The sequence below is a fragment of the Xanthobacter sp. 91 genome, from assembly GCF_000702385.1.
GTDB lineage: Bacteria > Pseudomonadota > Alphaproteobacteria > Rhizobiales > Xanthobacteraceae > Xanthobacter > Xanthobacter aminoxidans.
Map to the genome: position 1 here is coordinate 1,374,093 of NZ_JNIB01000001.1, position 13,844 is coordinate 1,387,936.

Below are 13,844 nucleotides of genomic sequence, written 5' to 3' on the forward strand. Positions count from 1 at the left end.
TGCCAGCCTAAAGGCGAACGGTGCGCGTGATTTCCACGCGACGCCGTCCCCTGCCCGGCCCCGCTGGAGGCGTCGCGATGGCTCTGAAGCCTGTTTCGCTCGACGACAAATATGACCTGTCCCAGGAGCGCGTGTTCGTGTCGGGCACGCAGGCCCTGGTCCGCCTCGCCTTGATGCAGAAGGAGCGCGACCGGCGCGCCGGCCTCAACACGGCCGGCTATGTCACCGGCTATCGCGGCTCCCCCCTCGGCGGGCTCGACCAGCAGTTCCTGCGCGCCGAGAAGGTCCTGAAGGCCAACGACATCAAGTTCATGTCCGGCCTCAACGAGGATCTCGCCGCCACCGCGCTCTGGGGCTCCCAGCAGGCGGAGCTGCGCGGGGAAGGCAAGTTCGATGGCGTGTTCGGCCTCTGGTACGGCAAGGGGCCGGGCGTCGACCGCTCCGGCGACGTGTTCCGCCACGCCAACAACGCCGGCACCTCCCGCCATGGCGGCGTGCTCGCCCTCATGGGCGACGACCACACCTGCGAAAGCTCCACCACCGCCCACCAGAGCGAATTCCACTTCGTCGACGTGATGATACCGGTGCTGAACCCGGCGGGCGTGCAGGAGATCATCGATTACGGCCTCTACGGCTGGGCGCTCTCCCGCTTCGCCGGCACCTGGGTCGGCCTCAAGGCGGTGAAGGACACCATCGAGTCCACCGGCATCGTGGACGGGCGGCTGGATCGCGTGCGCATCGAGCCGGCGCTGGGCTTCGAGATGCCCCCCGGCGGCCTCAACATCCGCCTCGGCGACACGCCGCTGGCGCAGGAGGAGCGGCTTCAGGAGTTCAAGCGCGACGCGGTGCTGCACTTCCTGCGCGCCAACCGCCTCAACCGCTTCATCACCTCCGGCGGCGCCCGCCCGCGCATCGGCATCGCCACCGTGGGCAAGTCGTACCTCGACGTCCGCCTCGCGCTGGACGAGCTGGGCATCGACGAGGTGCGCGCCAACGATCTCGGCATCCGCATCTGGAAGGTGGCCTGCCCCTGGCCGCTGGAGACGCAGGGCCTCTACGAGTTCGCCAAGGGCCTCGACCTCATCATGGTGGTGGAGGAGAAGCGCTCCCTCATCGAGGTGCAGGTGCGCGAGGAATTGTACGGCACCGCCAACCAGCCCGTCTGCATCGGCAAGAAGGACGAGCAGGGCCGCTGGCTGTTCCCGGTGAAGGGCGCGCTGGACCCCAACGACATCGCCATCCAGCTCGGCCGCCGGCTCCTCGCCTATGGCGACATCCCGGACATCGCCGCGCGCGTGGCGGAGCTGGAGGAGGCGCAGCGGGTGCTCGCCGCCACCTCCGACGTGGCGACCCGCATTCCCTATTTCTGCTCCGGCTGCCCGCACAATTCGTCCACCAAGGTGCCCGAGGGCATGCGCGCCTATGCCGGCATCGGCTGCCACTACATGGTGCAATGGATGGACCGGGAGACCACCGGCTTCACCCAGATGGGCGGCGAGGGCGCCAACTGGATCGGCGAATCCTCTTTCTCCAAGCGCGGCCACGTCTTCCAGAACCTCGGCGACGGCACCTACAACCATTCGGGCTATCTGGCGCTCCGCGCCTCCTGCGCCGCCAAGGTGAACGTCACCTACAAGATCCTCTTCAACGATGCCGTCGCCATGACCGGCGGCCAGAAGCATGACGGCGACCTCACCGTCCCGGTCATCGCCCGGCAGGTGGCGGCGGAAGGGGTGGAGCGGGTCGTCGTCGTCACCGACGAGCCGGGGAAATACCCCGCGAATACGCTCTGGCCCTCAGGCCTCACCATCCACCACCGCGACGAGCTGGACGCCGTGCAGCGGGAGCTGGCGGCCATTCCCGGCGTCACGGTGATGATCTACGACCAGACCTGCGCCTCCGAGAAGCGTCGGCGCAGGAAGCGCGGCCAGTTTCCCGATCCGGACAAGCGCGTGCTCATCAACGAGCGCGTCTGCGAGGGCTGCGGCGATTGCGGGGTGAAGTCCAACTGCGTCTCCGTGCAGCCGCTGGAGACCGAATTCGGCCGCAAGCGCGAGATCGACCAGTCGTCCTGCAACAAGGACTTCTCCTGCGTGAACGGCTTCTGCCCCTCCTTCGTCACCGTGAAGGGCGCCAAGCCGAAGAAGAGCGCGGGCGCGGCGGCCGGCGCCGACAGCTGGCCGGAGCTGCCGGAGCCGGCACATCCCGAGATCCACGGCACCTATGGCGTCATCGCCACCGGGGTGGGCGGCACCGGCGTCGTCACCATCGGCGCCATCCTCGGCATGGCGGCGCATCTGGAAGGCAAGGCCTGCGGCATGATCGACATGGCCGGCCTCGCCCAGAAGGGTGGCGCCGTCTACAGCCACATCCGCCTCGCCAACGACCCCGCCGACATCACCGCCATCCGCGTGCCGGCGCGCGGGGCGGACGTGGTGCTGGGCGGCGATCTGGTGGTGGCCGGCACCAAGAAGGTGCTGGCGGCGGTGAAGCCGGGCAAGACCATCGTGGTGGTGAACACCCACGAGGTGCTGCCCGGCGACTTCACCCGCAATGCCGACTATTCGCTGCCCACCGAGCGCATCAAGCGCACCATCCGCGATCTGGTGGGCGAGCCGCAGACCCACTTCATCGAGGCGAGCCGCCTCGCCCAGGCGCTGTTCGGCAATGCGCTGGCGCAGAACATCTTCATGGTGGGCTACGCCTACCAGTTCGGCGCCCTGCCCCTCTCGGCCGCCGCCATCGAGCGGGCCATCGAGCTGAACGGGGAAGCGGTGGCCATGAACAAGGCCGCCTTCCTCTGGGGCCGCCGCGCCGCCCACGATCCCAAGGCGGTGGAGGCCATCGCGACGCCCAAGGGCACGGTCTCCAGCGACGCCCGGCGCCTCTCCCAGAGCCTCGATGAGGTGATCGCCCGCCGCGTGGCCGATCTCACGCGCTACCAGAACGCCGCCTATGCGGCCCGCTACACCGCGCTGGTGGACAAGGTGCGCGCGGCCGAGCAGGCCAAGACGCCCGGCCGTGGCGGTCTCGCCGAGGCGGTGGCGAAGAATTTCTACAAGCTCATGGCCTACAAGGACGAATACGAGGTCGCCCGGCTCTATGCCGACGGCGCCTTCCGCGCCCAGGCGGACGCGGCCTTCGACGGCGATCTCAGGTTCGAGTTCTACCTCGCCCCGCCGCTCCTCGCCCGCCGCAACGACGCGACGGGGGAGCCGCGCAAGATCACCCTCGGGCCGTGGATGATGAAGGGCTTTTCCCTGCTGGCGAAGCTGAAGGGCCTGCGCGGCACGGCGCTGGATGTGTTCGGCTACACGGAAGAACGCAAGACCGAGCGGGCGCTGATCGCGGAGTATGAGCGCACGGTGGGCGAGCTGCTGGCGAAGCTCGATCCCGCCAACCATGCGCTCGCCGTCGCCATCGCCTCCATCCCGGAGAAGATCCGCGGCTTCGGTCCTGTGAAGGTGCGGCACCTAAAAGCCGCGAAGGCCGAGGAGAAGGACCTCCTCGCCCGCTTCCGCAACCCGCCGGCCCCGACGGCGGTGGCGGCGGAATAGGCTAAACCGCCCTCGCCGCCCCGCGCCACCGTCATGCCCGGGCTTGTCCCGGGCATCCACGTGGTTCCGCTGGGAATAAATCCGCGGCCGCCAGGCTCTTTCGGCCCGACGTGGATGGCCGGGACAAGCCCGGCCATGACACCGTTCATTTGACAGCGGTCGGGGGCGCCGAGCGCCCTCAGTTCCCGCCCAGCATCGCCTTCAGCTCGGCGCGGAACTCGCCCTCGATGTCGGGGCGGGACAGCGCATAGGCCACATTGGCCATGAGGAAGCCGATCTTCGAGCCGCAGTCATAGACCGAGCCGTCGAACCGCACCGCGTAGAACGGCTCGGTTTCCTTCAGCTTCAGCATGGAATCGGTGAGCTGAATCTCGTTGCCGGCGCCGCGCTCCTGCTTGGCGAGCAGGTCGAAGATGCCGGGCTGGAGGATGTAGCGGCCGGAGATGGCGAGGTTGCTCGGTGCGGTGCCGGCCTTGGGCTTCTCGACCATCTGGGTGATGGCCTTGGCGCCCTTCGCCGCATCGGCGCCGGTGCCGACGATGCCGTACTGGTGGGTCTGGTCGTCCGGCACCTCGTACACCGCCACCACGTTGCCGCCGGTCTCGTTGTACGCCTCGACCATGGAGCCGAGGCAGCCGTGGCCGTTGCCATTGCCGGCCTTGGGCATGTGCAGCATGTCCGGCAGTAGCAGCGCGAACGGCTCGTCGCCGATGATGTCGCGCGCGCACCACACCGCATGGCCGAGGCCCAGCGGCAGCTGCTGGCGGGTGAAGGAGGTGGTGCCGGCCTTGGGCGTGTCGCGGTCGAGCTGTTCCAGCTCCTTGACCTTGCCGCGCTCCTGAAGCGTGCGCTCCAGCTCGAACTGGCGGTCGAAATGGTCCTCGATCACCGCCTTGTTGCGGCCGGTGACGAAAACGATGTGCTCGATGCCGGCGGCGCGGGCTTCGTCCACCACGTGCTGCACGACGGGCCGGTCCACCACCGTCAGCATCTCCTTCGGCACCGCCTTGGTCGCCGGAAGGAAGCGCGTGCCAAGGCCCGCGACGGGTAGGATCGCCTTGCGAATGGGTCTACGCATCTTGAGTAATGCCCCTCCTGAATACCCACGCCCGTCGTCTAGCACAGCTCGGCGCGGACGGCGCCCTGCGCGGCACGCCGCCGCCTGGAAACCTTTCCTGCCCCTATGGCAGCCGAGTGGCAACGGCAGAGATCTCGGGCGTGTTCCCCAACTTCGGTTAATGCCGCCCCAACAGCATACCAGCCGCTGAAACTTGCCATCCATTAACCGCGACGCAACCATATTGCCGCCCAGTAGGAGCCTCAGACGATCACCCCGGTGCCCTCGCGGCAGGCCGGAAACGGAAGGTTTTCAAGATGGCATCGACGACGCGCGAAAGGACCACCTTCGGAAGCGGCGTGGCCGTGACGCTCGCGCTGTTTGCCGGTCTCGTCAGCCCCGCCGCCGGACAGGCCCAGACGACCGGCTCCATCTTCGGCTTCCCGCCGGCCCAGCAGACCCCGCCGGCCGGCGCCGGCCATCCGCTGATGACGCCGCAGGCCATCGCCCAGGCCGAGGCGAACTTTCCCCAGTGCATCGCCAATCTGTGGCCGCTGGCCCAGTCCAAGGGCGTCTCCCGCCGCACCTTCGAGACGTACACCGCTTCGCTGCAACCGCAGATGAAGATCATGGACTATCTCGACAGCCAGCCGGAATTCTCCAAGCCCATCGGCGCCTATGTGAACATGCTCGTCACCGAGACGCGCGTGAAGAAGGGCCGCGAGATTCTGGAGCGCTACAAGCCCATCTTCGACCGGGCGGAAAAGGCCTATGGCGTCGACCGCTACGCCGTGACCGCCATCTGGGGCATCGAATCCACCTATGGCGACCCGGACGGCATCGGCCGGCGCAACGTGCTGGAATCCACCGCCACCCTCGCCTGCATCGGCCGGCGGCAGGACTATTTCCGCGACGAGTTCATCGCCACCCTGCAGATCCTGGAAAAGGGCGACGTGCCCTACGACCATCTGAAGGGGTCGTGGGCGGGCGCGTTCGGCCCCACCCAGTTCATGCCCACCTCGTTCCAGCGCTTCGCCGTGGACTTCGACGGCGACGGCAAGCGCAACGTGGTGGATTCCATCCCCGACATCATCGCCTCCACCGCCAACAATCTGAAGCTGGACGGCTGGGAATTCGGCAAGGCGTGGGGCTATGAGGTGGCGCTGCCGCAGGGCTTCGACTACCGCCTCGCCAGCCGCAGCAACAAGAAGACGCTGGGCGAATGGAACGCCCTCGGCGTGCGCCGCGCCAACGGCGTCGCCTTCCCGCGCCCCACCGATACCGCCTATCTGCTGCTGCCGGGCGGCGCCAACGGTCCCGCCTTCCTGATGATGCGGAACTTCGACGCCATCCTGAAGTACAATCCGGCCGACGCCTACGCCCTCGCCATCGGCCATCTCGCCGACCGGCTGCGCGGCGGCGGCGCCTTCGTCCAGTCCTGGCCGAAGGAGGAGCGCGGCCTCTCCAAGGCCGAGCGGCAGGAAATCCAGGGCCGCCTCGCCCAGATGGGCTACGACATCGGCAACGTGGACGGCATCCTCGGCCAGAAGAGTCGCGTCGCCATCCAGGACTATCAGGCCCGCGCCGGCCTGCTGCCGGACGGCTATCCCGACCTCGCACTGCTCCAGCAGATGCGCCGCTGAGGGGCGTAGCCAGCTTCGTCGCCCCGCTTCTTCTTCATGCCCGGGCTTGTCCCGGGCATCCAGGTGGCACGGCCGGGCGCGGGCGCAGAACCTTTGCACCATCGGAACGACGTGGATGGCCGGGACAAGCGAGGCCATGACGAAGGTTCTCGTATCGCTTTTCCCCGCACGCCTCGATCGGCAGCGACGCGCCCCTCACACCAGCCCTTCCACCGCCTCCGTCAGCCGCTCCAGATCCTCCGGGCGGGACAGGCGGTGGTCGCCGTCCTTGATGAGGGAGAACACCACGTCGTCCTCGGCGAGGCAGCTCACGAGGCGCATGGCGTGTTCCCACGGCACGTCCTCGTCCCGCGCGCCCTGAAGGATGCGCACCGGGCAGCCCACCGCGAACGGCGTGCCGAGCAGCAGATGGCGGCGCCCGTCCTCGATCAGCTCGCGGGTGATGACATAGGGGTCCTCGCCATAGAGCGTCGGCTTGAGGAAGCGCCCGGAGGTCTCGATCAGCTCGCGCACCGGGGGCGGGAACTTGTCCCACATGAGGGCCTCGGTGAAGTCCGGCGCCGGCGCCACCAGCACCAACCCCTTCAGCCTTTTCTCCCCCCGCGCCGCGAGGGCGCGGGCGAGCAGCAGCGCGATCCAGCCGCCCATGGACGAGCCGATGACCACCTGTTCGCCGGAGGTGGCGTGGTCGAACACCGCCAGCCCCTCGTTGAGCCAGCGCGAGACGGTGCTCTCCTCGAACGCCCCGCCCGAGGCGCCATGGCCGGAATAGTCGAACCGCACGTTCGCCTGCCCGCGCGCCTGCGCCCAGCGGGCGAGGTGCTCGGCCTTGGTGCCGGTCATGTCCGACTTGAAGCCGCCCAGCCAGAACAGGCCGGGCGCCGCGCCGGGGATGGCGCGGATGGCGATGGCGCGGCCATCCACGTCGAGGGTGGAGGCGGTTTCGCCGGGAATAGGCTCGGTCATGGGGGCGTCCGCTCAGGCGAAGGTGGCGAAATAGCGCGCGATGATGCGGGAATAGATGCGGGTCAGCACCTCGAGGTCGGCGACGGGCGTCGCCTCGTCCACCTTGTGCATGGTCTGGCCGACGAGGCCAAACTCCACCACCGGGCAGATGTCCTTGATGAAGCGCGCATCCGAGGTACCACCGGAGGTGGAGGCCTCCGGCCGCCGGCCGGTCTCCGCCTCCACCGCATCCGCCACCAGCTCCACGAAGGGTCCGGGGGCGGTGAGGAAGCTCTGGCTGGCGCCGGGCTGGAAGGCGAGATCGTAGGTAAGGCCGGCGCCGTCGATCCGGCGGATGATCTCGGACTTCAGCGTCTCCAGCGAATAGAGGTCGTTGAAGCGCACGTTGAAGCGGGCGGTGGCCTCGGCCGGAATCAGGTTGAACACCGGATTGCCCACATCGATGGAGACCACCTCCAGATTGGAGGGCGGGAAGAAGTCCGAGCCGTGGTCGAGGGGCGCCGACGTCAGCTCGCCCACCAGCTTCAGGAGGCGCGGAATGGGATTGTCGGCGAGGTGCGGATAGGCGACGTGCCCCTGCACCCCCTTCACCGTGAGGATGCCGGAGAGGCTGCCGCGCCGGCCCACCTTGAAGGCATCGCCCATGGCGTTGGGGTTGGTGGGCTCGCCGAGGACGCAGTGGTCGATGACCTCGCCCCTCTCCTTCAGCCACTCCACCACCTTCACCGTGCCGTCGAGGGCCGGGCCTTCCTCGTCGCCGGTGATGAGGAAGGAGAGGCTGCCGGTCTCCGGCCGGCCATGGCTGAGCGCGGCGGCGAGGAAGGCGGCCACCGCCCCCTTCATGTCCACCGCGCCGCGGCCGAAGAGCTTGCCATCCTCCACGGTGCCGGCGAACGGCCCATGCAGCCAGTGGGCGGGATCGCCCTCGGGCACCACGTCCACATGGCCGGCGAAGCAGAGGTTGGGCGAGCCGGTGCCGATGCGGGCGTAGATGTTGGGGATGGGGATGCCGCCGCTGTCGAAGGTCAGGCGCTCCACATGGTACCCGAAGGCCTCCAGACGGCGGGCGACGATTTCCAGCGCGCCGCCCGAATCGGGGGTGACGGACGGCGCCCGGATCAGTTCGGTCGCCAGCGTCAGCGCATCGGGGACGTTTGCCCGCAGCTCGGGCTTGACGGAAGCATCGGCGGTCATCAGGAAAGCCTCATCGCTACCGGGGGATGACGAGATAGCGGCAAAGGTGCGGGTCTTTCCAGCGCTTTTGTCGCGGTTTGGGGCGACCTTTACGCCTTTATCCCCCATCCGCCACGAGGCTGCCGCCTTCGGGCGACAGGAACGCCGCCGCGGAGGTTCAATATGAAGGTGAAGACGTCCGCGGCCTTTCTGGTCGCGCTCGCCCTGTCGGTTTTCCCCCTGGCCCAGGCCGGCGCCCAGCAGGCTGCCAGCCCGCCGGCGCAGGGACAACAGCAGGGACAGGGCCAGACACAGGGCCACGGACAGGCTGCGCCCGCCGCCGCCACGCCCAATGCCGCCGCCGCGCCCCCGCCGCAGCCGGCACCCCCGCGCCCGCCGCCGGCGATGCCACGCCGACGCAGCCGGTGGCCAAGCCCGCGCCGGTGCCGCCCGATCCGACCATCGTCGCCGCCCGCGAGAAGATGGAGGCGGCCCGCTCCGCCCTCGATTCCATCGACGCCGCCCTCGCGGTGGAGGGCCTGCGCCCCGGCGACCTCGACGAACTGCGCCAGCGCCTCGATCCGGCCCGCAAGGACCTCGCCGCCGTCTCCGACCAGATCGCTCCCCGCGTCGCCGACGCGGAGAGCCGGCTCAGCGGCCTCGGCCCCAAGCCCGCCGAGGGCGCCACCGAAGAGCCGACCGTCGCCGCCGACCGCGAGCGGCTCACCAAGATCTCCGCCGAACTCGGCGCCGTCCTGAAGCAGAACCGCGCGCTGGTGCTGCGCGGCGACCAGATTTCCGACCGCATCAGCTCGCGCCGCCGCGCCTTGTTCACCGGCCAGCTGTTCGAGCGGGTGGATTCCGTCCTCGACCCCGACCTGTGGACCAACGCCTTCAACGCGCTGAATTCCGAGTTCCGCGCCCTGCGCTACTTCGGCAACGACTGGCGCGCCTATTCGGTGCGGCGCCTGTCGCCGCTGGCCGTCATCGGCATCGTCATCGGCGGCCTCGCCATCATGGCGGCCGTGGTGGCGGGCGGACGCCTGCTGCGCAAGCGCCTGCGCACCCCCGCGCCGGCCGCGGGCGAGAGCTTCACCCGCCTGCGCGCGGCGCGCGAGGCGATGAAGGTCCTGTTCCTGAACGCCACGGTCGCGCCGGCCGCGGCCATGGCCGCCATCGCCTTCATCGGCGCCTTCGAGATCATTCCGCCCCGCGCCGAGGAGCTGGTGCAGGGCATCCTCATCGCCATCTTCATCAAGGCCATCGGCAACGCCGTGGGCCGCGCCTTCCTGGCGCCGAACGAGCCGTGGCGCCGCCTGCCGCCGCTCTCGGACGGCGCCGCAGCCCTCACCTTCCGCTATTTCTCCTTCACCGTGTGGACGCTGGCCATCGCCGCCGCGCTCAACGCCCTGCACCGGGTGCTGTTCGCGCCCGTGGGACTGACGGTGGTGACGAGCGCGATCATGTCGCTGCTCATCGCCGGCTTCATCTCGCGCTTCCTCGTCGGCGCCGCCCGCGCGGAGGCCGATGCGGATACGACGAAGGACTCGGCGACCACCGACGCCGCGGCCATCGCCGCCACCGGCCCGGCACCGGCACCGCCGCGCTACATCCGCCTGTTCGTGTGGGTGGCGGTGTTCGCCCTCATCGGCGCGCTGGTGGCCGGCTACATCAGCTTCGCGGCCTTCGTCGCCGCGCGCATGGTCATCGCCGCCGCCGTGCTCGGCGTGCTCTATCTGCTCTATGCCCTCATCGACGCCTTCTTCGGCGAGGGGCTTTCGGCCGAGACCCATCGCGCGCGGATGATCTCCAGCATGCTCGGCCTCAAGCCGGAGCGGGTGGAACTGATCGGCGTCATCGCCTCCGGCCTGCTCAAGCTCCAGCTCTTTGTCGTCGCCGCCTTCCTCATCGTCGGCAGCTGGGGCACCTCCACCGCCGACATGATGGAGACGGTGGAGCGCGTCTCCTTCGGCGTGCGCATCGGCAATGCCACCATCACGCTGTGGAGCGTGGTCTATGCCGTGCTGCTGCTGCTCGTCAGCCTCGCGGCGGCGCGCGGCCTGCAGAAATGGGTGTCGAGCGCCCTCCTGCCCCGCACGGGGCTTGAGCCCTCGCTGCAGTCCTCCATCTCCACCATCGTCGGCTATGTGGGCACCATCATCGCCGTGATGGTCGCCATGGGGCAGCTGGGGCTGAACCTCGAGAACATCGCGCTGGTCGCCGGTGCCCTCTCGGTCGGTATCGGTTTCGGCCTTCAGTCGGTGGTGTCGAACTTCGTCTCCGGCCTGATCCTGCTCGCCGAGCGACCGATCCGGGTGGGCGACACCATCAACGTGAAGGGCGAGGAAGGCTATGTGCGACGCATCTCGGTGCGTTCCACCGAGATCGAGACCTTCGAGCGCGCCACGGTGATCGTCCCCAATGCCGACCTCATCACCGGCATGGTGAAGAACTGGACGCATTCCAACACCACCGGCCGCATCATCGTCGCCGTCACCGTCTCCTATGACAGCGACCCGGAGGAGGTGCGCGACATCCTGGTCGGCTGCGCCTGCGACCATCCGCAGGTGCTCCAGACGCCGCCGCCGCGCGTGTTCCTGATGAAGTTCGCCGACGCGGGCATCGTGTTCGAGCTGCGCTGCGTGGTGGCCAACGTGGACTATGCGCTGACCGTGAAGAGCGACCTGCATTTCCAGGTGCTCTCGCGCTTCCGCAAGGCGCATGTGGGCATGGTGGCCCAGCCCTGGGCGGCGCTGGCCCGCGCCCCCCGCGACATGGTGCCCCCGCCGCCGTCGCCGCCCGATCCGCTGCAATAGGCCGGGGCCGGGAGGGCCGGGCGCGCTAACGCTTCCTCAACCCTCCCGGCGCACAAGACAGGGGGAATGCAGGGGGGCCGCCCCCCCGAAAGCCCGCCCGAAAAGGCCAGCCGGAAGCCGAGACATGCGCGAACAGATCCTCCGCCGCTCCCTCCTCGCCGGTGCCGGCCTTGCGCTTCTCGCCGTCCTCGCCGGCTGCGCCACCACCGAGCAGATCGACACCCAGCCGGCCTTCTACATCAACCTCGCCAAGACCGGTAAGCCGGTGGACGCCGCCGCCGCGGCCTCCCTCCTCTCCGACTACCGGACCGCGCGCGGCCTGCCGGCGGTGACCATCGACGACACGCTGAGCCGCCTCGCCCAGGACCAGGCCAACGCCATGGCCAAGGCGGACAACCTCTCCCACGAGGTGGGCGGGCGCAATTTCATCACCCGCATCAAGGCCTCCGGCTATGACGCGAAGCGGGCGGTGGAGAATGTGGGCGCCGGCTACCACACTTTGGCCGAGGCCTTCTCCGGCTGGCGCGATTCCCCCTCGCACAACAAGAACATGCTGGAGCCGGGCGTGACCCGCATGGGCATCGCCACGGCCAACGCCCCCAATTCCAAATACAAGGTCTATTGGGCGCTGATCCTCGCCCAGCCGGACGACGCCTCGCGCTGAGGGACTATTGCCCTAAAGGCCCGTGCGCTTGACTCACGGGCCTTCGGTCAAGCCCGCGCGGCGCCTGAGCGTGGCCCGCACGGCCTCGGTCGAAGGCCGAGGCCGATGGCGTGACAGCCAAGCTGCGCATGTTCGTGATCGTGCGGTACGGGCGGAGGGCTTTCCCGCCGGGCCTTTCTCTGGCCTAATCAGCGCGTTGATACGTGACAGGCAGGAGAGGAAGATGAAGCGGATCGCTTTCGTCGTGTGCGCCCTGAGCGTCCTCGCCGGCCCGGCGCTCGCGTGCCCGGGCATGACCAACGCCTCCGTCGGCGACACCACCACCACCGCCAGCAATCCGGTGACCCAGAAGGGCGGCTGATTTCGGCGCGCGCGCCTCGGCTTCCTCCCGGAAGGAACCTCCGTTCCCCGGCCCTCGGGCCGGGGCTTTTTTATGCGCGGAATGCAAAAGGCCGGCGGGATGCCCCGCCGGCCTTTTCTGTTCCTTGGCCACGCTCAGGCGCCGCGCGGGCTGAAACCCGCCGTGCCCTCACATGTGGATGGCGCGCTTCTCCACGGCCATGGCCGCTTCCTTCACCGCTTCCGAGCGGGTGGGATGGGCGTGGCAGGTGCGGGCGAGGTCTTCCGACGAGCCGCCGAACTCCATCAGCACCGCGCATTCGTGGATCATCTCGCCGGCCTCGGGGCCGATGATGTGGGCGCCGAGCACCTTGTCGGTGGCGGCGTCGGCGATGATCTTCACGAAGCCGTCCGTGGTGTTGTTCACCTTGGTGCGGCCGTTGGCGGTGAAGGGGAACTTGCCGACCTTGTAGGCGACGCCCGCGGCCTTCAGATCGTCCTCGGTCTTGCCGACGGAAGCGACCTCCGGGAAGGTGTAGACCACGCCGGGGATCACATCATAGTTCACGTGGCCCGCCTTGCCGGCCAGCTGCTCCGCCAGCGCCACGCCCTCGTCCTCGGCCTTGTGGGCGAGCATGGGGCCGACGATCACGTCGCCGATGGCGTAGATGCCGGGCACGTTGGTGGCGAAGTGGTGATCGGTGACCACGCGGCCGCGCGCATCCTTGGCGACGCCCGCCTCCTCCAGCCCGAGGCCGGCGGTGAAGGGGATGCGGCCGATAGCGACCAGCACCACGTCCGCCTCAAGCACTTCGGCGGCGCCGCCGGCGGCGGGCTCCACCGAGACCTTGAGCGTCTTGCCCTTGGTGTCGACGCCGGTGACCTTGGTGCCGAGCTTGAAGGTGAAGCCCTGCTTGTCGAGAATGCGCTGGAAGGACTTGGCCACGTCCGAATCCATGCCGGGCAGGATGCGGTCGAGGAATTCCACCACGGTGACCTGCGCACCGAGGCGGCGCCACACCGAGCCCAGTTCCAGGCCGATGACACCCGCGCCCACCACGACGAGCTTGCCGGGCACCTTGGGCAGCTTCAGCGCGCCGGTGGAGGAGACGATGCGCTCCTCGTCGATGGTCACGCCCGGCAGCGGGGCAACGTCGGAGCCGGTGGCGATGACGATGTTCTTCGTCTCCAGCACCTCGACCTTGCCGTCGGCATTGAGGGTGACTTCCACCTTGCCGGGGCCGAGGATCTTGCCGGCGCCCATGTAGACGTCGACCTTGTTCTTCTTCAGCAGGAACTCGACGCCCTTCACATTGCCGTCCACGCCGCGGTCCTTGAAGGCCAGCATGGCGGGCAGATCGAGCTTGGGAGCCGGGACACCGATGCCCATCTCGCCGAACTTGTGGCCGGCTTCCTCGAACAGCTCGGAGGCATAGAGCAGCGCCTTGGAGGGGATGCAGCCCACGTTCAGGCAGGTGCCGCCATGGGTGCCGCGCTTCTCCACCACCGCGACCTTGAGGCCGAGCTGGGCCGCGCGAATGGCGCACACATAGCCGCCGGGGCCGGTGCCGATGATGGTGAGATCGTAGGACATCGATGAAGTCTCCAGACCTCGATCACGCCGTCGTC

Annotated in this window: 9 protein-coding genes; 5 read left to right on the forward strand and 4 right to left on the reverse strand. The window is 68.9% G+C overall.

Annotation, left to right across the window (positions count from 1 at the left end; translation table 11 throughout):
- Positions 1 to 77: 77 nt before the first annotated feature.
- On the forward strand, positions 78 to 3,557 hold the full coding sequence (locus tag A37E_RS0106550; protein ID WP_029555882.1) for an indolepyruvate ferredoxin oxidoreductase family protein: 3,480 nt from the start codon (positions 78 to 80) through the stop codon (positions 3,555 to 3,557).
- A 178-nt stretch (positions 3,558 to 3,735) separates the two neighbouring features.
- On the opposite strand, the gene galU is transcribed toward A37E_RS0106550, so the two are convergent.
- The gene (gene galU / locus A37E_RS0106555) at positions 3,736 to 4,635 is read right to left on the reverse strand and encodes a UTP--glucose-1-phosphate uridylyltransferase GalU (protein WP_029555883.1); all 900 of its coding nucleotides are present in this window, start codon (positions 4,633 to 4,635) and stop codon (positions 3,736 to 3,738) included.
- Between the two features lie 296 nt (positions 4,636 to 4,931).
- Between galU and A37E_RS0106560 the strand changes: the two genes are divergently transcribed.
- On the forward strand, positions 4,932 to 6,257 hold the full coding sequence (locus A37E_RS0106560; protein ID WP_029555884.1) for a lytic murein transglycosylase: 1,326 nt from the start codon (positions 4,932 to 4,934) through the stop codon (positions 6,255 to 6,257).
- Positions 6,258 to 6,452: 195 nt separating this feature from the next.
- On the opposite strand, the gene A37E_RS0106565 is transcribed toward A37E_RS0106560, so the two are convergent.
- A complete protein-coding gene (locus A37E_RS0106565) occupies positions 6,453 to 7,223 on the reverse strand; it encodes an alpha/beta hydrolase (RefSeq protein ID WP_029555885.1) in 771 nt (256 codons plus the stop codon).
- Between the two features lie 12 nt (positions 7,224 to 7,235).
- Positions 7,236 to 8,417, reverse strand: coding sequence for a succinyl-diaminopimelate desuccinylase (dapE, locus tag A37E_RS0106570; RefSeq protein WP_038192716.1), 1,182 nt, complete (start codon positions 8,415 to 8,417; stop codon positions 7,236 to 7,238).
- 404 nt (positions 8,418 to 8,821) lie between these two features.
- On the opposite strand from dapE, the gene A37E_RS0106575 reads away from it, so the two are divergent.
- From A37E_RS0106575 to A37E_RS26825, 3 genes are all read left to right on the forward strand, one after another.
- Entirely contained in the window at positions 8,822 to 11,212 is a 2,391-nt protein-coding gene (locus tag A37E_RS0106575) for a DUF3772 domain-containing protein (protein WP_051678842.1), read from the forward strand.
- 124 nt (positions 11,213 to 11,336) lie between these two features.
- Entirely contained in the window at positions 11,337 to 11,876 is a 540-nt protein-coding gene (locus A37E_RS0106580) for a CAP domain-containing protein (RefSeq protein WP_029555888.1), read from the forward strand.
- A 223-nt stretch (positions 11,877 to 12,099) separates the two neighbouring features.
- On the forward strand, positions 12,100 to 12,237 hold the full coding sequence (locus A37E_RS26825) for a hypothetical protein (RefSeq protein ID WP_156026258.1): 138 nt from the start codon (positions 12,100 to 12,102) through the stop codon (positions 12,235 to 12,237).
- Between the two features lie 168 nt (positions 12,238 to 12,405).
- Here A37E_RS26825 and lpdA read toward each other — a convergent pair whose 3' ends face one another.
- Positions 12,406 to 13,809, reverse strand: a complete 1,404-nt coding sequence (lpdA, locus tag A37E_RS0106590) for a dihydrolipoyl dehydrogenase (protein ID WP_029555889.1) — start codon at positions 13,807 to 13,809, stop codon at positions 12,406 to 12,408.
- Positions 13,810 to 13,844: the final 35 nt, after the last annotated feature.